At 50.8% G+C, this 20442-nt stretch carries 19 protein-coding genes; 6 read left to right on the top strand and 13 right to left on the bottom strand.

The genetic code is table 11. From position 1 onward, the window contains the following. Window positions 1–176 precede the first annotated feature (176 nt). Window positions 177–656, bottom strand: a complete 480-nt coding sequence (locus tag GMA8713_RS12880) for an Rsd/AlgQ family anti-sigma factor (protein ID WP_062710341.1) — start codon at window positions 654–656, stop codon at window positions 177–179. A 142-nt stretch (window positions 657–798) separates the two neighbouring features. Between GMA8713_RS12880 and nudC the strand changes: the two genes are divergently transcribed. Next, window positions 799–1557 carry an NAD(+) diphosphatase gene (nudC, locus tag GMA8713_RS12875; RefSeq protein ID WP_062710338.1) on the top strand — a complete coding sequence of 253 codons (759 nt, stop codon included), beginning with the start codon at window positions 799–801 and terminating at the stop codon, window positions 1555–1557. 37 nt (window positions 1558–1594) lie between these two features. Here nudC and GMA8713_RS12870 read toward each other — a convergent pair whose 3' ends face one another. The 4 genes from GMA8713_RS12870 to GMA8713_RS12855 are packed head-to-tail and all read right to left on the bottom strand — an operon-like array spanning window position 1595 to window position 5764. After that, window positions 1595–2698, bottom strand: a complete 1104-nt coding sequence (locus GMA8713_RS12870; RefSeq protein WP_062710335.1) for an acetoin dehydrogenase dihydrolipoyllysine-residue acetyltransferase subunit — start codon at window positions 2696–2698, stop codon at window positions 1595–1597. Continuing rightward, the gene (locus GMA8713_RS12865; protein WP_062710332.1) at window positions 2695–3708 is read right to left on the bottom strand and encodes an alpha-ketoacid dehydrogenase subunit beta; all 1014 of its coding nucleotides are present in this window, start codon (window positions 3706–3708) and stop codon (window positions 2695–2697) included. Before GMA8713_RS12865 ends, GMA8713_RS12870 begins: the two co-directional genes overlap by 4 nt. Window positions 3709–3722: 14 nt before the next feature. Then, a complete protein-coding gene (locus GMA8713_RS12860; RefSeq protein WP_062710330.1) occupies window positions 3723–4712 on the bottom strand; it encodes a thiamine pyrophosphate-dependent dehydrogenase E1 component subunit alpha in 990 nt (329 codons plus the stop codon). Next, window positions 4709–5764, bottom strand: a complete 1056-nt coding sequence (locus tag GMA8713_RS12855) for an ATP-NAD kinase family protein (protein WP_062710327.1) — start codon at window positions 5762–5764, stop codon at window positions 4709–4711. Before GMA8713_RS12855 ends, GMA8713_RS12860 begins: the two co-directional genes overlap by 4 nt. A 298-nt stretch (window positions 5765–6062) precedes the next feature. On the opposite strand from GMA8713_RS12855, the gene GMA8713_RS12850 reads away from it, so the two are divergent. Further along, window positions 6063–7970, top strand: a complete 1908-nt coding sequence (locus GMA8713_RS12850) for a sigma-54-dependent Fis family transcriptional regulator (RefSeq protein ID WP_062710324.1) — start codon at window positions 6063–6065, stop codon at window positions 7968–7970. Window positions 7971–7977: 7 nt separating this feature from the next. Here the strand turns inward: GMA8713_RS12850 and GMA8713_RS12845 are convergent, their stop codons facing one another. The 3 genes from GMA8713_RS12845 to GMA8713_RS12835 all read right to left on the bottom strand — a co-directional run bounded on the left by GMA8713_RS12845 (window position 7978) and on the right by GMA8713_RS12835 (window position 10910). After that, window positions 7978–8751 carry a substrate-binding periplasmic protein gene (locus GMA8713_RS12845; RefSeq protein WP_062710321.1) on the bottom strand — a complete coding sequence of 258 codons (774 nt, stop codon included), beginning with the start codon at window positions 8749–8751 and terminating at the stop codon, window positions 7978–7980. Between the two features lie 92 nt (window positions 8752–8843). Continuing rightward, window positions 8844–9242: a c-type cytochrome gene (locus tag GMA8713_RS12840; RefSeq protein WP_062710317.1), complete on the bottom strand. Its 399-nt coding sequence runs from the start codon at window positions 9240–9242 to the stop codon at window positions 8844–8846. A 12-nt stretch (window positions 9243–9254) separates the two neighbouring features. Continuing rightward, window positions 9255–10910, bottom strand: coding sequence for a pyrroloquinoline quinone-dependent dehydrogenase (locus GMA8713_RS12835; RefSeq protein WP_062710315.1), 1656 nt, complete (start codon window positions 10908–10910; stop codon window positions 9255–9257). Between the two features lie 384 nt (window positions 10911–11294). On the opposite strand from GMA8713_RS12835, the gene hemE reads away from it, so the two are divergent. After that, a complete protein-coding gene (gene hemE / locus GMA8713_RS12830; RefSeq protein WP_062710312.1) occupies window positions 11295–12359 on the top strand; it encodes a uroporphyrinogen decarboxylase in 1065 nt (354 codons plus the stop codon). Between the two features lie 366 nt (window positions 12360–12725). Here hemE and GMA8713_RS12825 read toward each other — a convergent pair whose 3' ends face one another. Next, on the bottom strand, window positions 12726–13310 hold the full coding sequence (locus tag GMA8713_RS12825; RefSeq protein WP_062710309.1) for a uracil-DNA glycosylase family protein: 585 nt from the start codon (window positions 13308–13310) through the stop codon (window positions 12726–12728). Further along, entirely contained in the window at window positions 13310–14215 is a 906-nt protein-coding gene (locus tag GMA8713_RS12820) for a D-2-hydroxyacid dehydrogenase (RefSeq protein WP_062710306.1), read from the bottom strand. Before GMA8713_RS12820 ends, GMA8713_RS12825 begins: the two co-directional genes overlap by 1 nt. A gap of 93 nt (window positions 14216–14308) precedes the next feature. Here GMA8713_RS12820 and GMA8713_RS12815 point away from each other — a divergent pair, with 93 nt between their 5' ends. Then, entirely contained in the window at window positions 14309–14896 is a 588-nt protein-coding gene (locus tag GMA8713_RS12815) for a YjaG family protein (RefSeq protein ID WP_062710302.1), read from the top strand. A 61-nt stretch (window positions 14897–14957) separates the two neighbouring features. On the opposite strand, the gene GMA8713_RS12810 is transcribed toward GMA8713_RS12815, so the two are convergent. After that, complete coding sequence (locus GMA8713_RS12810; RefSeq protein WP_062710300.1) at window positions 14958–16136, bottom strand: hemolysin family protein; 1179 nt, start codon at window positions 16134–16136, stop codon at window positions 14958–14960. A 235-nt stretch (window positions 16137–16371) separates the two neighbouring features. On the opposite strand from GMA8713_RS12810, the gene hupA reads away from it, so the two are divergent. Further along, window positions 16372–16644 carry a nucleoid-associated protein HU-alpha gene (gene hupA / locus GMA8713_RS12805; RefSeq protein WP_002542017.1) on the top strand — a complete coding sequence of 91 codons (273 nt, stop codon included), beginning with the start codon at window positions 16372–16374 and terminating at the stop codon, window positions 16642–16644. Window positions 16645–16686: 42 nt separating this feature from the next. Beyond that, the gene (locus GMA8713_RS12800) at window positions 16687–17367 is read left to right on the top strand and encodes a DUF1481 domain-containing protein (protein ID WP_062710297.1); all 681 of its coding nucleotides are present in this window, start codon (window positions 16687–16689) and stop codon (window positions 17365–17367) included. Window positions 17368–17445: 78 nt separating this feature from the next. Here the strand turns inward: GMA8713_RS12800 and purD are convergent, their stop codons facing one another. Both purD and purH read right to left on the bottom strand, forming a co-directional pair. Beyond that, on the bottom strand, window positions 17446–18735 hold the full coding sequence (gene purD / locus GMA8713_RS12795; protein ID WP_062710293.1) for a phosphoribosylamine--glycine ligase: 1290 nt from the start codon (window positions 18733–18735) through the stop codon (window positions 17446–17448). A 53-nt stretch (window positions 18736–18788) separates the two neighbouring features. Then, window positions 18789–20381 (bottom strand): bifunctional phosphoribosylaminoimidazolecarboxamide formyltransferase/IMP cyclohydrolase, encoded by a 1593-nt coding sequence (purH, locus tag GMA8713_RS12790; RefSeq protein ID WP_062710387.1) that lies wholly within the window; start codon window positions 20379–20381, stop codon window positions 18789–18791. Window positions 20382–20442: the final 61 nt, after the last annotated feature.

The raw sequence follows: 20442 nt of genomic DNA, 5'->3' as shown, positions 1-20442 counted from the left end.
TGCCTTTTTTATTGTCCGACTTTAAGTAAGTCAGAGATTATCGCTGAGAAGCGAGAAGCGAGAAGCGAGAAGCGAGAAGCGAGAAGCGAGAAGCGAGAAGCGAGAAGCGAGAAGCGAGGTCTAGAAAACCGGCTGATGGGTATCATCATCAACCGGGAGGCCTGAAAACTTGAATATTAAGCGCCAGGAGGGATCGCAAGACTATCCGCAATCAGCTGGATCAGCATGTCCTCTTTTTCAAAGCGTATTTCCATGATTTCGCCGACGGTGGAAATATCGTCGTCAAAGCCTGCGAAATTATCATCATCCAGAACAAAGCCACTGTATTTATCATTGAAGTTAAGAAGTGGCTCTGTCGTTTCGACAATATGAAAGTAAAGGCTATCTATCTCTTCATTGGTGGAGAAGCCAGTCGCTTTCCAACGCTCCATGACCATGTCATAGATCTTAAAGTGCCCAGCGGAAATATAATCTACTAAAGCCTCACAGAAATGGTTCAATTCTTCTTCTGTTGGCAGGCAGTTTTTATTATTACCGGAAAGACCAGCTACTTTACAGTACTGGACCAGCAGCTCTTGCCTTAACGTCAACCAGTAGTCGATCACATCACTGTAACCGCCCCACTGCTGTTGTGCTTTTTCGAGTTTGTTAAGCATGACCACGTTCCTCATGATCAGCGCACCTGAGCGCTTTTATAGGATTACAGCCATATCAATCAGGCCATCAATTGTCTAACATCAGGTTACTGATTTTAGAGTGCCCCAAATCGCCCGGCTAAGCAAGGATCGAAGTGTTGTTATGTCTAATCAAAAAGATCTTGTATATCTGTGTTATGTAACCAATGGACAACTCTGGTTGGCAGATCACAACCTACCACTTATCTCTAAAAATCAATTGGATAAATGGATTAAGGCAAGCTATGTGATAGGTCACTACGATGAGCATGAGGTTGTGTATGCGTATGAGCATCACAATGCAGTTGAAACAGAGTTGGACAGTTTGCGATCTTTGTTACATCTGCCCAGTGAATTGTTCAATCTTGCAGGTAAGGCAATCCAATTGGATTACATGCGTAATACACAGCAATTTTGTAGCCGTTGCGGTCTCCAGAATCACTTTGATGCGACCCATCCTGCAATGTTATGTCCATCTTGTCACGCCGTTCATTACCCCAGAGTTTCTCCCTGTGTGATTGTTGCCGTAAAAAAGGGAGGACAAATTCTGTTGGCCCATCACCCGCGACATAAAAACAGAATGTACACAGTCATTGCAGGCTTTGTGGAAGCGGGAGAGACGCTGGAGCAATGTGTTGCCCGTGAGGTGAAGGAAGAAACAGGAATAGAAGTCAGTAACATCCGCTACTTTGACAGTCAGCCTTGGGCTTTTCCTTCCAATCTGATGATGGGGTTTATCGCAGATTATGAGAGCGGTGAGATTAATCCTGATTATGAAGAGCTTACAGACGCGCAGTGGTTTGATGTCGATGACCTGCCGATGGTGGCCCCGGAAGGCACCATTGCCAGACGCTTGATTGAAGCGGTCAAAGCGCAGAATTAAGGGATGCATAGCATCCCTTTTTAGTGGCTACTGAAACCTATTGGGTGTAGGAAAGGATGAGGGCATTGACTGCAGCCGCTTGTTCCATCTGCACCATATGTCCAGCCCCCGAGAGAACGTGCACTTCTGCATTGCTGATGTTTGAAGCGTGCGAAGCAGGGATTACCGCATCCGACTCCCCCCAAATCACAAGCGGTGACGGGATCGCATCTAAATCCAGAACAGCGCTTTGGGTGCCATCCACAAAAAGCTGATCGGCGAGCACGCTCAGTGATGCCTTCACACCATCCAGTCGTTTGTACTTGAGCACATCATCGACCAGATTTCGCGTGACCAAACTGCTGTCTGCAAAAAGCAGCTGCAAGACTGGTTTTAGGGTTTTCCGGCTTTCTGAATCGACAAAGCCACGGATATAGTTGCTGTTAATGTCTTTCCCAAGGCCAGCGCTGCCAATCAAAGTCAGCGAAGCGACCTTATTGGGATGTAGCCTTGCGAGTTCACCACTGATAAGCCCGCCCATCGAATGACCGAACAAATGGGCTCTCTCAATATCGAGCTTGTCCATCACAGTCACGACAGTGTTGATGAGGTCGTTAAACTGCACATCTGCTGAAATCGCTGACTGTCCATGGTTTGGAAGATCAAGCGCCAGCACAGGCGCTTTTTCGGCAAGGGCATCCAGATTAAACAACCAGTTATCCAAGTCGCCGCCAAAGCCATGTATCAGCACATAAGGTGTTCCAGAGGCGTCGGCATTCAGATGACTGTAACGAATACGTCCTGCGTCGGTGTCGATAAATGCATAGGCTGAGGCCGCTTCTTCCTCATCTCCTTCTTCGGAGGAGGGCTGAACAAAGGCGGCGATATAGGCATCGATCTCTTCGTCTGTCACCTCTGGTGGCGCAAGTACACCGAGCAGAGCCTGAACCGAATAGACGTCACCTTCCTCAGCGACCTTGCGTCTTAGGAGCCCTGCATCCGGCGCTTCCACCTCGCTGGCAATCTTGTCGGTTTCCACATCCATGATCACCTGACCGACTTCAATGGTATCCCCTTCGTCGACATGCCATTCTGTGAGGGTGCCTTCCTTCATGGAAAGCCCCCATTTGGGCATTACCACAGGTATGATTTTCTCACTCATGCATTCGCCCCCATCGTTCGGTTTACGGCGCTGACAATGTCGTCAACGGTCGGTACATAGATGTCTTCCAGGGAAGGAGAGAAAGGTACGGGCGTGTGGGGAGGGGTCACCATGGCAATCGGTGCTTTTAGTGACGAGAAGGCCGACTCAGCCACCTGTGCAGAGACGTCCGCAGCGATTGAGCAACGTGGGCTGGCTTCATCGATACACACCAAACGGCATGTTTCTTCGACGCTTTCTACCACAGTATCGATATCGAGTGGGGAGAGGGTGCGTAAGTCAATCACCTCACATTGCACGCCGTGTTTCGCCAGTTGCTCAGCTGCTTCCATTGCACGTGTTACGGTCAGACCATAAGACACAAGAGTGACGTCTTTACCTTCACGAAGCACATTGGCTTCGCCAAAAGGAATAGCATAAGGGGTTTCCGGCACATCAGATTCGGTGGCATAGAGGTTTTTATGCTCGAGGAAGATAACCGGGTCATTGTCTCGGATGGACTGGATAAGCAGTCCCTTGGCATCGTAAGCATTGGATGGGCACACAACCTTCAGCCCTGGAATATGGGTGAAAAGCGGCGTGAGCATCTGGCTGTGTTGTGCTGCAGCTCTAAAGCCAGCGCCGCACATGGCACGGATAACAACTGGCGTTTCTGCCTTCCCGCCGAACATATAGCGGAACTTGGCGGCTTGATTGAAAATCTGATCGAAACAGACGCCCATAAAATCGATAAACATCAGCTCTGCGATCGGACGGAGCCCACAGGTAGCAGCACCAATGGCAGCACCCACATAGGCACTTTCCGACAGAGGCGTATCCATCATCTGGTTAGGATGTTTGGCATAAAGCCCCTTGGTCACCCCGAGTACGCCGCCCCAGGCATCGTCTTCACCCGGTGCGCCGGTACCGCCGACAATGTCTTCTCCCATCATGATAACGTTGGGGTCGCGGGACATTTCCTGATCGATCGCTTCGTTAATTGCATCCTTGATTGATAGTGTTCTGGCCATCATCACTCTCCTTGTTATTCTGAATAGGTGACGTAAACGTCGGTCAGCAGGGCACTGGCTGGTGGTTGTGGTGCATCAATTGCAGCACAAACCGCATCTTCGATAAGTGATGCGACTTCGCTGTCAATGGCGTTGAATTCTTCTGCATTGATAAGACCGGTTTCTTCCACACGTTGGCGGAAGAGTTTCAGACAGCAGCGGTTGGTGCGTATATCTTCCACCTCTCCGTCAGCGCGGTAGGTCTGTGCATCGCCTTCAAAGTGGCCAAAGAAGCGCACCATTTTGCATTCCAGCATCGAAGGGCCACCGCCATTTCTCGCCCGTTTAATGACTTCTCCTGCGGCTTCATAAACAGCGAAGAAATCGGTGCCATCGACAGTGACGCCCGGCAGACCAAAGCCTGTTGCGCGGTCAACATAGGAGTCACAGGCTACTGCCCAGTCCACTGAGGTAGATTCCGCATAACCATTGTTCTCAATCACAAAGATGGTGGGGAGTTGCCAAACGGCAGCAAGGTTTAAGCTTTCGAGAAACGTCCCCTGGTTGGATGCACCATCACCGGTAAAGCTGATACCCACACCGCCGTGGCCAAGGTGTTTCGCGGCAAGGGCTGCGCCACACACTAACGGGGAACCAGCACCCAGAATGCCGTTGGCGCCCATCATGCCTTTTGATAAATCTGCAATGTGCATTGAGCCGCCTTTACCGCGGCACGAACCGGTTTCCTTGCCATAAATTTCCGCCATCATGCCGTGCACGTCGACGCCTTTGGCGATGCAGTGGCCATGCCCGCGGTGGGTCGAGGCTATGCGGTCGTTGTCATTCAAATGCATCATGATGCCAACGGCCGTGGCCTCTTCACCCGCATAGAGGTGGACAAAACCCGGGATGTCGCCACGGGAAAAATCGACGTGCAAGCGCTCTTCGAAATCACGGATGGTTTTCATCATCCGGTATGCGTCCAGCAACTGTTCACGAGAGAGTGGAAATGGATTATCACTCATGAGTTTCTCCTTGATGTTGTTGTTGTTGTGTGTGTCGATGGAAAGCGAAGCAGGCCATGCTCAGCAGCAAAGGCCATACAGCGCGGTACATCGACCGTGTTGAAAGCGTCATGTTTGAGGTTGACCGAAACTTGATCGTCAGGGCCAAATGGCAGTTCCCGCTCGCCGTCGAGGGCGAAAGAGCCCTGCTGGCTGACAGGCGTAATGAGTAAATCGGGTTCAAAATGCTGGCTGTGCCCGATATGAACTGGCGTCAGCAATCCCGGAGCGAGTGGCGCATTGACGGAATAAAGTGCTTCTTGTGGACTGGTAAACGTAAGGTGCATGCCTACAGGCGCTTTTCGGGTGATAGGTTGGATTAATCCGGCAATGGAAGAAAGCCCAATCAGTGAGGGGTCGGCAAAGGTAACAAACAGTTCCCGAAGGCTTTCTGGTCGCCAGACGGCGCGCGCACCGATAAAACGCTCTTGAACGACGGCTGCATCGACAAGGGCGATATCACGGGTCTCGTTGACCATGATTTCCAGTAGTTTGTTAGCTTCAAATGCCTGTGATGGAGGAATTTTTCCTGATACTGCAAGACCTGTGGCGATGCCAGTGATGGTGGGTTCTGTCAGCGGAGGAAAGGCGTTATTGGTCCCGCTTGAAACGCCGGAGATGGGAATGCTTCCGCAGGCTTTGACCACCAGACGGTGAGTACCGTCACCGCCAAGAACGACAATCGCGGAAACACCGAGCTCGCGCATTGCGCGGCTGGCTTCGAGTGTATCCTGCGCCGTGGATGAAACAGGCATGGAGAGCCAACGGACATCTGGCATCCGAAAGTTATCCAGCGAAGCTTGATGCAATCCACGTTCTATATGCGTTCTAAGGCCTGCCCGTTCCGGCATCATCACCACATGCTCAACGTCACTCTGAGCGAGTCCTGCCAGAATTCGCAGCACCATGTTTGCTCTGTCAGTGAGCTGCAGGTTGGCGCCTTTGGCGATCACCCGGCGAATGTCGCGGGCAGAAATGGGATTGGCAATGATCCCTACCGTCAATCCAGTCACAGCTACTCCTTACTCTTGGCTGGTGTAAGGGACTAAACAAAATACGTGCCAAGTGATGGAGAGGGAAAATATTAATAAATATCAATGCCCTACTGTTTTTATTCTTGCGGTGATGTGTGGCGCTGATGCGCTTGCGTGCAACAGGTGGGGCGTTATCAGGTAGTGGATGTCACAGGAAAACAAATTCTGTGTTGTGAGTGAGAAACCGGAGCAGGAAAGTCGGCTTTATCGTTGTACAGAGTTGTATGACTGTTTTGTTGTTGGTTAATAATCAATCAAATGACAGGAGCGGTAGCATATGGCAGTCACTATGCGAGTCAGTGAACACATCAAGGAAGTGCAAAGCGTTATTGAAGGCAGTCAAACATCCCGTGACGATGTTATTGCCACGTCTTGGACACGGTGTATCGACGATTATCACCTTGATCCTGTGGTGATGCAGGAGGCGTATATTGTTCCCCATACCCAGCTCAAGGAGCATAGGGAAAGGCTCGATAAGCTAATTCGCACGGCAAAGTACGGACTCGATGCCTTGTATCATCAGGTGGCGGATCACGGATATGTGTTGATGCTGACCGATGCTGAGGGAGTCACTGTCGATTATCAGGGTGATGCATCGCTCACTTGGGAGCTCAAAAAAGCCGGGCTTTACCTTGGGGCAGAGTGGTCTGAAGCGCGGGCAGGAACCTGTGGCGTGGGCTCCTGTATCTACACCGGGGAAGCGTTGACGGTGCATCAGAGCGATCACTTTGATGCCACGCATTCGTCACTCTCCTGCACGGCTGCGCCGATTTACGATGTAGACGGTTCACTGGCTGCTGTGCTCGATATCTCTGCGCTCCAAAGCCCTGAGCCCAAAGCCAGCCAGGCATTGACCTTGCAGCTTGTCACTTCCTGCACGCGTCGCATCGAGATGGCGTCGTTGATGAATACCTTCAGGCGGGACTGGATAATCCGGCTCAGTCAATCTCCGGCGTTTTTGGATGTCGATCCTGAATGCGCGATGGCGGTGGATGCGGAAGGCCGGATTATTGGGATGACACATAGCACCCAACGCCTGCTTTCGCGGATTAAAGGCAACAACTGGCGGCAACCACATGCACTGTTAGGCTGTTTGCTGTCGGACTTTTTCAATCTCGATATCAATGAGCTTCCCGCGCTCAGCCGGGCACTTCCCACGGAAGAGAGGCTACTGGCCACCATTCATGGTGATTTGTGGTTTGCCCATGCTATAGCCCCGCAGCCTTCTTCAATACAGCGGCGTAAAAAAGTCGTGAGTGGCAGTTTGGTATCGCTTTATGGTGATGATGCCAAGATGGCGGATTTGGCAATCAAAGCGACCACGCTATCAATGTCGGACTTGCCACTTCTGCTGAACGGGGAAACCGGCACTGGGAAGGAGTTTTTGGCCAAAGCCATTCATGAAAGTTCGTCACGCAAATCCGGCCCTTTCATTGCCATCAATTGTGCAGCGATCCCCGAAAGTCTGATTGAAAGCGAGCTCTTTGGTTATGCAGACGGTGCCTTTACCGGCGCGCGCAGCAAAGGCAAAAGAGGGTTGATTGAGCAGGCCAACAACGGCACCCTGTTTTTGGATGAAATTGGGGATATGCCCTTGTCGCTTCAGGCAAGATTACTCAGGGTTCTCGCCGAAAGAGAGTTGCTTCCAGTGGGGGCGACCAAAGCGATCCCTGTTTCCTTCCGGGTGCTTGCAGCTACCCATAAAGCTTTGCCAGATCTGGTAAGTAATGGCAGTTTCAGGGAAGACCTTTTCTATCGCATCAACGGAGCGACCCTTACAATTCCCGCCCTGCGTGAGCGCTCGGATATATTGTGGTTGGTGGGACAGATTCTAACGGGACTGACAGATAAGCCAGTACACGTTTCAACACTGGCGGGCGATCTGCTTGAAAAGTACCCGTGGCCGGGCAATATCAGGGAGCTAGAGAATACGCTCCGCTTCGCGTTGGCATTTTGTGTTGAGGGTGAAATCCAGCCAGAGCATTTACCCGAAGAGATTAAAACAGGGTTAGGGCGGCCACAGTGTGTTTCCTCGGTCACCCAAGAGCTGTTGGCAACACTGGAAGCCTACAACTGGAACATTTCAGAAACTGCCCGTGCTTTGGGAGTGGATCGATCCACCATCCATCGCAGGATGAAAAAAGAGAGAATCGAGCGTCACTACCAACCGCAAGGGAAACGCTAATTCAACGTTATTGACCAGTAATGATGTTGTGGCGAGGCGACTTCCCAATAGGTTCCTGATATTGGCGGGGGAGGCTGGCATCGGCGTCTGAAAACCTTGGGCTCAATGTCAGACCATACTGGCTTAAAATCTCGGTTAGCGTGCCACTTTCTTCCAAATTCTCTAGCACTTCACGAACATCTGACTCGTCCAGCGAGTCAGCATGGCGGATACTTATGGTCATGGGATATGAAATGACCTGCTCAGTATCAGGAAATGGCGAAGCGCGTAACCGCTCCTTATTATTGCCCAACTGATGGATAAACCATGAAAACGAGAGATTCGAGACGATAGCCATATCCACGTCACCAGCCATAACTGCGCTCAGCATATCTTGGTCATTGCCGAATCCTACCCTGAGTTGACTGTTTGGCAGATGCTCCAGCATTTTCCTGTGGGCGGCTGACCCTGAAGAGACTGCAACTCGCAGGTTGTCTGGGAGTGAGGCAAGTTCATAGGAGTTCGGCACAGCCTGCACCCAAACAAGATTATGCTCAAGTAGCGCTGGGGCAAAGCGGGCATGGGTTTGTGGATTTTGTGCCAGCGCAACACCGAGTATCAATTGGCAGTCGGACTTTCGTATCTGATACCTTGCCCAGATCCATTCAACGGACAGGGATACATGCCATGCTTTGGCCACCGCTTCGGCAATCTCAATGAATGCGCCTTTGGGGCTGTCTTCGCCAGAAAGTGGGAGAGCCTCACGGGAGGCACAGACGGTAAGGAGTCCTGCTTGCTGCACTGACTCCTGAAGGGAAAAAGGACGGGCTATGGGCGATATCGCCCATATCCCACTTATTATCAGCCAAACAAAATGCTTTCTAGATTCAGGACTCACAGGCAGGTCTCAAGAGTGCGAAGTGAAAGAATATACGCGACCAGCTCCAGCCGTTCAGACTCGGAAAACGTATCGGCCCAAGGGGGCATGAACTGACTGCCCCTTCGGAGCCCATTTGAAATGGTGTCAAACAAGTAATCACCCTCAAAGTCACGGCATTGCAGCTTTTTAGACTTCCCGCCAATTCCTTTTGCGCCATGGCAGTAGGCACAATTCTGGTAGAAGCGGATTTCTCCCTGCTTTATTTCAGCAGGAGAGGTGGGGATGTTTAGTGGTGATTCCTGTGTGATTGGTACGGCGACAGCAATTGCTTCATTGGATAGGAGCAGCATCAATACCAGTCCTATCACTGCTAAACATTGCCCTAGAGCGTTGGAAGTAAATGGCCTATTCATCGCAAATTCTCCTTATTTGTCGATGCTGAATGCGATGAGCGCCGCCCCGCCGGGCAGGCCGGAAACTTCAGGAAACGCACTTGCCATAAAGCCTGGGGCGTGGGAGCCAAAGCCACTTGGCACGAGTAGATATTGTTTTCCATTTTTTCCGTAACTGATTATCCCTGAGCGAATACCAGACCCTGTGTTGAAAGACCACAACTCATCACCGTTAGCAGCGTCATAAGCGAACACTTTGCCAAACACATCTCCGTTAAAAACCAACCCGCCTGCAGTGGCTAAAACACTGCCTAAACCAGGAATGGGATAATTAACACTCCAACGGACTTCACCCGTGATGGGGTCGCGGGCATCGAGCCGGGCACTGGCTTTTTGATTCGGTGGGGCTACGGCTTCCAGCAGGGAAACACCTAGATAGAGACCTGATATGCCAATTTTCTCGGGATTTTGCTCTGCGGCGATGATCTTGTTACAGACTTCCATTGCATTGGTATACCAGAGCCCAGTTTTCGGACTATAGGCACCGTGGTTCCAACTGCGCGCACCGAGAAGGTAAGGGCAGAGAACTTTTTCTTCACCCAGTTTAGGCTCGTTGCGACCTATCAACTCTCCGGTTTTTGGATTGACTGATTCGACCCAGTTGTAGGTTTGTGAAAGGGGCCAGATATTAATAGGCTTGCCAGTCTTTTTATCCAGAACGTAAACGAATCCTCCTTTGTTGAGATGGAAAATGACATCCCGGTTTTCGTGTTCAATGGTGACAATTTCATACGCCGAGTCATAGTCCCAGACATCGTGGGGAACCTCCTGAAAGAACCATTTCAACTTCCCGGTCTTGGCTTCAATCGCCAGTAAGGACGCAGTGTATTTGTTGTCGCCTTTGCGCACCTCACCAAAAAAATCCGGGGCAGCGTTGGAGGTTCCAATATGGATGAGGTCGGTTTTCTCGTCGTACACACCCGGCATCCACGCTCCGCCGCCTCCGACATTTCCTGTGTCGCCCGGCCAGCTTTCAGGATCATCACTGATGGTGTCAAACTCCCAAAGCGGTTGGCCGTTCAGGGCATTGACCGCATAAATTTTTCCCCGCTGAGGCTGGTCGCCGCCTGTTGTTCCGCCATACAGCACCTCGCCCGCCAGTTGTGGTGGTGATGAAAACAGGCAACCGTAGCAGGATTTCAGGTCCGTAATTTTGCGCTTCCAGACGGGCTTACCCGTTTTCTGGTTGAGGGCGATAAAACGTCCATCCAGAGTGCCAAGATAAACCATGCCATGCCCTACCGTCACACCGCGGCTGGCGGCTTGATAAAACACTCTGGTCACAATAGGGTCGAGTTCAGGCTGGTAGTGCCAAAGTGTTTCGCCATCCACGGCATAGACATTGTTATTGGCTGCCACGTAATAAATGACACCATCAAGGACAATAGGGGTGGCCTGTAAGCCATGTTGGATGTCCCCGGGCTGGTGAATCCATGCCACCTTGAGTTTGTCCACATTGGCTTTATTGATGTCTGCCAAAGGACTGTATCGCCAGCCATTATCCAGTCGATGGTATTTTGGCCAGTCGCTGTCTGATGTTGCAGCGTTAGCCGGTGGAATAAAATAAATGGCCAGTAGGAATAGAAGGGGGAGAGTAAGCCAATATGAGTAGGTGGCATTTTTTGTCATCACTTTGCATCCTTTGCAATGGGTTTGGTCGCCTTTTGGCAAGTAAAGTGCCAATATGAGTATTGTTTTAAATCAATCGGTTAATAGGTTTCTTAGTCAGGGTGATGAAGCAAAATGCAACAGGTGTCGCGCTTCAGGTGTCGCAACAGGGAGGGGGGTAATAGGCAAAAAAAACCCGCCGTAGGGAGGCGGGTGTAAGATGCGATTATGGGTAGTGTCTGTCAGACATTTTGTTATTTGTGCAAATATTTAACATGTCATTAAAGATCCGGCAAATGTACGGTATCACTAGAGACAATATTTATGATCGCCTCCACAAAGGGTGTCTTTTGTTGTCCTCCGAGGGTGGTACAATACCGCCACCAAATTTGCAGGATGTAGACAATGACAGAACTAAAGAATGACCGCTATTTGCGTGCGCTGTTGAAGGAACCGGTAGATTACACGCCGGTATGGATGATGCGTCAGGCTGGCCGCTATCTGCCTGAGTACAAGGCAACCCGCGCGGAAGCTGGCGACTTTATGTCATTGTGTAAAAATGCTGAGCTGGCGTGTGAAGTGACCCTTCAGCCGCTGCGTCGTTACGATCTGGACGCGGCTATCCTGTTCTCCGATATTCTGACCATTCCAGATGCAATGGGTCTGGGCCTTTACTTCGAAACTGGCGAAGGCCCGAAATTCGAGCGCCCAATCACCTGTAAAGCTGACGTGGAAAAAATCTGTCTACCAGATCCGGAAGGTGAACTGCAATACGTGATGAATGCAGTTCGCACTATCCGTAAAGGTCTGGAAGGTAAAGTGCCGCTGATTGGTTTCTCTGGCAGCCCATGGACATTGGCGACTTATATGGTGGAAGGCGGTAGCTCGAAGGCCTTCACTAAAATCAAAAAGATGATGTACGCCGAGCCACAAACCCTGCACCTGTTGCTGGATAAGCTGGCGGACAGCGTGATTGAGTACCTGAATGCGCAAATCAAAGCGGGTGCACAGTCAGTAATGGTATTTGATACTTGGGGCGGTGTGCTGACCCCACGTGATTACAACGACTTCTCGCTGCAATATATGCACAAGATTGTTGATGGCCTGATCCGTGAAAACGATGGCCGTCGCGTACCGGTCACCCTGTTCACCAAAAACGGCGGTATGTGGCTGGAGAAAATTGCGGCAACAGGCTGTGATGGTGTGGGTCTGGACTGGACCATTGATATGGCAGACGCCAAACGCCGCATCGGTGACAAAGTGGCGCTGCAAGGCAACATGGACCCATCCATGCTTTACGCATCACCAGAGCGTATCCGTCAGGAAGTGGCGACGATTCTGGAAGGTTTCGGCAATGGCACTGGCCATGTATTCAACCTAGGTCACGGCATTCACTTGGATGTACCGCCTGAAAATGCAGGTGTGTTTGTGGATGCGGTACACGAGCTTTCCAAGCCTTACCACAAGTAATACCGTTTACATTTATTGAGGCCAGCAGATGCTGGCCTTTTTCGTTCCTGCCGTCTTGTACAGGGTTCGTCGGGAATTTTCCTAAGAAAGCTGAACATTATGTTTATTTCATTTAAAAACAAATAATTAGATGACCATCTCTTTCATTTGGAAAATAACGTACAGGTTAAAGCTGTTTGACTTGTTAAATGCTGATCAAGTTATTTAAGAACGAATTTTATGCGCTATTTTGCAGAAATCGTATCAATCAGGTTCACCGGGAAAATTCCTCGCAAAGCTGTACGCCCTAATTAACTATTTGAAAATCATGAAATTGAAATTAAATACTTGTTTGGTGTGATTTGATGTTCAGAAAAAAGCTGATTGTCATAAGAAAAGCTGATCAATACGTTTTCTCAACATGGGCAGGATCTCTGCGTCGAACCATGGATTTTTCCTCAGCCACAGATTATTGCGGGGAGAAGGGTGGGGGAGCGCGATAAAGTCCGGTGACCAGTTAGTGTTGGCTTTCACCGTTTCAGTCAAGGTTTTGGGCTTACCTTCCAGATAATAGCGCTGCGCATAATCGCCAATCAAAAGGGTCAATTCCACATTGGTTAGATGCGACTTAATCGCAGCATGCCACTTGGGTGCGCACTCGGGTCTTGGCGGCAGGTCGCCGGAACTGCTGCGCCCCGGATAGCAAAACCCCATCGGCATGATGGCGATCTGAGCAGGGTCATAGAATCTTTCTTTATCCATCTGAAGCCATTCACGCAGTCGATCACCGCTGGGGTCATTCCACGGAATCCCCGTTTCATGCACGCGGGTTCCTGGTGCCTGACCAATAATCAGCAATCTAGCGGAAGACTCAGCTTGCACCACAGGACGAGGCCCCAATGGTAAATGGGCTTCGCAGTGGCGGCACTCTTGCACCTCTTTCAACAAGATTCCTAAAGGCGTGTTTGTCATCAATACCCCAACGTGAAGTCCATTTGATAGTTTAATGGCTCGCCATTTAGCCAGCGTGTGTAGTTGTCGACGAAAATGCCAAACACTTGTTCCGGGAAGCTTTCGGCTGAAATATGGGGCGTGACCGTGATAGATGGATGTGTCCAAAACGGGTGCTCAGGTGCGAGCGGCTCTTTGCTGAATACATCAAATACCGCATGCTGGATGTTTCCACCTTCGATAGCTTCGAGGAGACCTTCTTCTTCCAGCACAGGCCCACGGCCAACGTTAAACAGAATGGCTTGTTTGCAAGCAGACAGCGTATCCCGGTTGAGCAGGCCTTTGGTTTCCGGCGTGGAAGGCAATACTGAGACAATCACATCTGCCTTGGCAAAAGCGTCTGTCATGTTGGCGTTGGTGATAACGTTATCGAACCCTTCTACGGGTTTTCCGGAGCGGCTCACACCCATCACCTGCATCCCCAAATGACGTGCGGTCTTAGCAACATGCGCACCAATCGAGCCTGTTCCAAGTATCACCATGCATTTTCCGGTCAGGCCCTGATAAGGCACTGGTGACCATTTGCTTTCCAGCTGCGCATCGCGGTAATGGGCGAAATGGCGGGTTAATGCCAGAAGCTGACCGATAACATACTCCGACATCAAGGGGCCGAAGATCCCACGCACATTGGTGAGCTGGTAGTCAGTTCTTGGTTTGGCCAACAGGGCGTCACAACCCGCAAAGGTCGACTGCAACCATTGAAGGTGCTTTGCCTTTTCAAGCTCCGGCGCGAATTTCGGTGGGTCGGCGAGGATGATATTGGCTTTGCTGATATCTTCGGTGATTTGCAGATCGGGTAGGGCGGCGTCTTCCAATAACGCGAGATAACGTTTTTGTTGGGCTGAGCGAAGATAAAGATGGTTCAAATCTGTTCCTTTTGCTATTGCAGTATATAAAGTACACTTGCGCGGAAATCCTATCCGGCATTACACGTCGGCAATCACTGTAGACGGCAGACCATGTTACAGAATCCGATCCAGCTGCGACTCGAAAAACTCGACTCATGGCAGCATATCACTTTTATGGCAGCGCTGGTGGAGCGCATGTATCCCAACTACGCGGCTTTTTGCCAACAAACTGAGTTTGCGGAGCCTCAGGCATTCCGCCAGCTTTTGGATGCAGTTTGGGAAGTGCTGACGGTTAAGAACGCCAAAATCAACTTTGAGTGTCAACTGGAAAAGCTGGAAGAGCTGATCCCGACCACGGAAGAATTCGATATTTATCTGGTTTACCCAGCGATTGATGCCTGTGTGTCGATGTCGACGCTGATCCACACACTGCTGGACCGCGACCTGCTGCTGGAATCTGTGCTGAAAGTCAGCCAGCAATCGGTGGCAAGTGTGGCGCAGCTTGAAGAAGCGCAAACCGGCGTTGAAGTGACGAACGAGAACCAGAAAGAGATTGAGTCTGTGTGTGCCGAGTGGGACATGCAGTGGGCTATCTTCCGTGCACTGAAAGAAGCAGAAGAGCGTGATGTTGAGATGATTCGCGGCATTCGCAATGAACTGCGTGAAGAAGGCGTGAGTAACCTCGGTTTATCACTCTAAGCCAGCATGGCACTGATAAAATAAAAAACGGGCCTGATGGCCCGTTTTCTTTTGGTGACGATTACTTTGAGGTTTTCTCTTCATCGTTCGGCGAAGTCGATTTCCCGTCCTCGGTGTTCTTTTGAGAGGCCTCTTCTTTTTCTGAGGATTCTGCCAGTTCTTCCACCGCTTTATCCGCTTCTTCTTCGTCATCATCTTTGCTTTCAATCACGCCGTGGGCTTCTTTCCAGTCTTCCCAGCGTTCATGGGCAAGTGCCTGCATGTTTGAGGTCTTGTCGGCCTCATCCATGATTTCTTTGCCCATCAGGTGCTCGAAGATATCTTCCAGTGTGATGATGCCTTGAACGTCGCCATACTCGTCAACAATCAACGCCAGTTGAGAGCGCTGTGCCATCAGACGGTCAAACGCTTTCGGCACGATAGTGGAATCATGAACCACTGGGAGTGGGCGCATCAGGCTGCCAAGTTGCTTCTGACCTTTACCGTGCTGGCTGGCGGAGAACAGCTCAAGACGGTGAACAAAGCCCAGAATATTGTCACGTGATTCGGCATAAACCAGCGGGCGGGAGAACGGCGTGTCATGGTGCTCGCGCAGGAAATCCTCGATGGTCATGGTGGCATCAACGCGGAACAGCACAGGGCGTGGGGTCATCAACTTGGTAACCGGCACGTCACGAAGGCTCAGCAGGTTGGTCAACATGGTGGACTCGTCATCTTCCAGCTCGCCACTTTCTTTCGCCAACATTGCCATCGCGGAGATTTCATCACGCAGCTTTGGCTGCTCTTTACCGTGCGCCAGTCGACGGGTCAGTTGCTCCGAAGCCCAAACGAAAGGAGTCAATGCCCATACCATCCAACGAAGCACGGTGGCTGCGCCCGGTGCCAGTTGACGCCAGTAGGTTGCACCAATGGTTTTTGGCACAATTTCAGACAGCACCAGAATCGCCAGCGTCAACACGCCGGAGAACACGCCTAACCAGGCATCACCGAAGACTTTTGCTGCTTGTGCACCGGATGCTGCTGCACCTACGGTGTGAGCGATGGTGTTCAGGGTCAGAATAGAAGCCAATGGACGGTCGATATCATCTTTCAAAGAAGACAGACGTCCGGCAGCCGGGTGACCTTGCTGTCGCATTTGGGCGAGATAACTCGGGGTAATACTCAAAAGCACCGCTTCGAGCACCGAACAGATAAATGAGACACCAATGGAAAGTGCCACAAACATGAATAGCAGGATCATCTTTTTCCAGCGTAAATGTAATAAACAGGACCAATAGTAGCGCCAAAGATCGGGTCTGAGGGCAGTAAATACAAGAGTTGCCGCCAAAATATACCCAATATTTTGTGAGGATGCGCTCAGTTTTTGGTTAAAGACTCTGCATACAGTCACTTGTAGCGCCACAAACCTTTGCCAGCTGGGCTTCTTTTGAATTAGAGTTCACTTGTCTCAAGAAAACCTAAGAAGGGAAGACCTAATGAACAAGACCAACTTGATCGACCTGATTGCTGAAAAAGCAGACCTGTCTAAAGCACAAGCTAAAGCTGCACTGGAAGCAACTCTGGCGGGTATCGAAGGTGCACTGAAAGACGGTGACCAGGTTCAACTGATCGGTTTCGGTACGTTTAAAGTTAACCACCGTGCTGCGCGCACTGGCCGTAACCCACAAACTGGTCAGGAAATCCAAATTGCAGCTGCAAACGTTCCTGCGTTTGTTGCGGGCAAAGCGCTTAAAGACGCAGTTAAGTAAGTTATACTCCGCCAAAGCAATTTTTTGTTTTGGCGGATATTTATGCGCGTTAAAGCGTCTCTCCTCGTTTCATCTCTTATTCTTACTTTGGCGGGCTGTAGCTCGACAGAGAAAATCCAACCTCCTGTTCAAACCGTCACTGCCTCTGTGCAGGGTGATGCCACGAGTATTTTCTGGCTTGATGAACGTCAACGCTTTCCCGAAACCCTCACTGAAACAGTGATGATGGGTGACTATGGTCAGTATTCGTCTGAATACCGCTGGCGCAAAGGTGTCGTGCGTGAAATTCAGCGCGAAGGGAATACTTTGATTGATGGTGAGCTAAAGCATCAGTCAATTCTGATCCGCTATGACTCTGAGGGGCAAGCGGTGTATCAGCAATATCGCCTCGATGGTACGTTGCTGCCAATACGTAGCACTGAGCTGATAAGGTATTACCAGCAAGCAGAAAAGGCCTTAGAGACCGCTAAGGCGCTGGGCAAGAACAACAAAAGCTTCTTCCAAGGCTACTGGAATGAAGGGGTGTTTGAAGAGTGTGGTTCTGGTGAAGTAAAGACACTGAAGTTCAGTGCAGAGTTTCCAGATTACATTCTGCACAGGCTGAAGAAAGAAGATAATTTCATTGCAGCTGTCGGCAAAGTCGGCCGTAACACGAATACGGCAGAAACCATTATCGTGCTGGATAATGACAGTGCGGATTGTTTCGAAAGACCGGAATTCTAAAGTTCGTATCTCCCAGAAAGAAAAAACGCGCCGATTGGCGCGTTTTGACGTTTTAGTACAGCATTTCAGCTTGAGAGATTACTCACCCTGCTCACGTGCAATCGCACGGTAGCCAATGTCATCACGGTGGAACATACCATCCCAACTGATTTGTGATGCCAGCTCGTAAGCACGTTTTTGCGCTTCTGAAACAGTGTCACCCATCGCAGTCGCACATAGCACACGACCGCCAGCAGTCACAACATTACCGTCTTTTTCTGCCGTCCCTGCATGGAAGACTTTCGCTGCATCCAACTCAGTGGTTGGCAAGCCAGAAATGACATCGCCTTTGTTGTATGACGCAGGGTAGCCGCCCGCTGCCAGCACAACACCGATGGATGCACGTGGATCCCACTTGGACTCTACGGTATCCAGCTTACCGGCTACCGCAGCTTCGCAAAGCTCAACCAGATCAGATTGCAGACGCAGCATGATTGGCTGGGTTTCTGGGTCGCCAAAGCGGCAGTTGTATTCAATCACTTTCGGTGTGCCATCAGCCATCACCATCAGGCCTGCATAGAGGAAACCTGTGTATGGGTGGCCTTCTGACGCCATGCCGCGAACGGTTGGGTAAATCACTTCGTTCATCACGCGATCGTGAATTTCAGCTGTGACTACAGGTGCTGGGCTGTAAGCGCCCATACCGCCAGTGTTCGGGCCCGTGTCGCCATTCCCGACACGCTTGTGATCCTGGCTGGTGGCCATTGGCAGAACGTTTTCACCGTCAACCATAACGATAAAGCTCGCTTCTTCGCCATCAAGGAATTCCTCGATAACCACACGGCTACCTGCATCGCCAAAAGCATTGCCTGCCAGCATGTCACGAATCGCGTTTTCCGCTTCTTCCAAGGTCATCGCAACGATAACGCCTTTACCTGCTGCCAGACCGTCTGCTTTAACAACAATAGGTGCACCTTTATCGCGCACGTACGCCAGTGCTGGCTCAATCTCGGTAAAGTTCTGGTATTCCGCTGTCGGGATTTGGTGACGGGCAAGGAAGTCCTTGGTGAAGGCTTTTGAGCCTTCCAGCTGCGCGGCAGCTTCGGTTGGACCGAAGATCGGCAAGCCTGCTTCACGGAAAGCATCAACCACACCAATCACAAGTGGGGCTTCCGGGCCGACAATGGTCAGGCCGATATTTTTATCCTGAGCAAAAGCGACCAGCGCTACGATATCTTCGACGCCAATGGCGACATTTTCAAGCTTTGGCTCCAGCGCGGTACCTGCGTTGCCCGGCGCGACAAAAACGGTCTCAACTTTTGCAGACTGTGCGACTTTCCACGCCAGAGCGTGTTCACGGCCGCCGCTGCCAATAACCAATACGTCCATTTTGAATCCTTCAATCAAAGCAGCCCAGAGTGACTCTGGGCTGTGAAAAATGCTTAGTGGCGGAAGTGGCGCATGCCAGTGAAGACCATTGACATGCCGTGTTCGTCAGCAGCGGTAATCACTTCGTCATCACGCATTGAACCGCCTGGCTGGATAACACAGGTAATGCCAGCTTCTGCAGCTGCATCGATACCATCACGGAACGGGAAGAATGCATCAGACGCCATCACGCTGCCTGCTACTTCCAGATTCTCGTCAGCGGCTTTGATACCCGCAATTTTCGCCGAGTAAACGCGGCTCATCTGGCCTGCGCCTACACCGATGGTCATGTTACCTTTCGCGTAGACAATCGCGTTGGATTTCACGTATTTCGCGACTTTCCAGCAGAACAGCGCATCACGCAGTTCTTCGTCGGAAGGCTGACGCTTGGAGACCACTTTTAGGTCATCCAGAGAGACCATACCTTGGTCACGGTCCTGAACCAACAGGCCGCCGTTAACGCGTTTCACGTCAAAGCCAGTCGTCTGTGTACTCCACTCGCCGCAAACCAGCAGGCGAACATTTTTCTTCGCGCTAACCACTTCTACCGCTGCGTTTGACACGCTTGGTGCAATGATGACTTCTACAAATTGACGGTCAACAATAGCTTGTGCGGTTTCCGCATCCAGTTCACGGTTAAACGCGATGATGCCGCCAAACGCGGAAGTTGGGTCAGTCTTGTAAGCACGGTCGTATGCTTCAAGGATGTTTTCGCCAAGTGCCACACCACATGGGTTGGCGTGCTTAACGATCACACACGCTGGCTCGATGAACTCTTTCACACACTCAAGCGCGGCATCAGTATCTGCGATGTTGTTGTAAGACAGTGCTTTACCTTGAAGCTGGGTAGCCGTAGAGACAGACGCTTCTTCCGGATTCGCTTCGGTGTAGAACGCCGCTGCCTGGTGGCTGTTTTCGCCGTAGCGCATGTCCTGCTTTTTGATGAACTGCTGGTTAAAGGTGCGTGGGAACTTCGACTCCTCATCGCCTTCTTTGTTGTCGCCATAAGACGGCACCATGGTACCGAAGTAGTTGGCGATCATACCGTCGTAAGCAGCCGTGTGTTCAAATGCTGAGATAGCCAGATCAAAACGGGTTTGTAGTGTCAGTGAACCGTTGTTGGCATCAAGCTCAGCCAGCACGCGGTCGTAATCTGATGCATTCACCACGATGGTCACGTCTTTGTGGTTTTTCGCCGCAGAGCGAACCATGGTTGGGCCACCGATATCGATGTTTTTAACCGCATCTTCCAGCGTACAGCCCTCTTTTGCCACTGTTTCCGCGAATGGGTACAGGTTGACGACAACCATGTCGATTGGCGAAATACCGTGTTCGTTCATCACGGCATCATCAGTTTCACGACGACCCAAGATACCGCCGTGTACTTTTGGGTGCAGGGTTTTTACGCGCCCATCCATCATCTCAGGAAAACCGGTGTAGTCAGAGACTTCAGTCACTGCTAGACCTTGCTCTGCCAGCAGGCGAGCGGTACCGCCAGTCGACAGAATATCGACACCTTTTTCTGCGAGAGCTTTGGCAAATTCTACAATGCCGGTTTTATCAGATACGCTAATCAATGCGCGACGAATAGGACGAGCGTTTTCCATTGCTACCATCTCTTTAAATGTGGGGATAGGATATTTGGCAAAACCGCCGCTGTGAGAGCCG

This window comes from Grimontia marina, from assembly GCF_900060185.1.
In the GTDB taxonomy this organism is placed as follows: Bacteria; Pseudomonadota; Gammaproteobacteria; order Enterobacterales; family Vibrionaceae; genus Enterovibrio; species Enterovibrio marinus.
The sequence above is the reverse complement of the archived record's forward strand: the minus strand, read 5'-3'. Positions and strand labels throughout refer to the sequence as shown.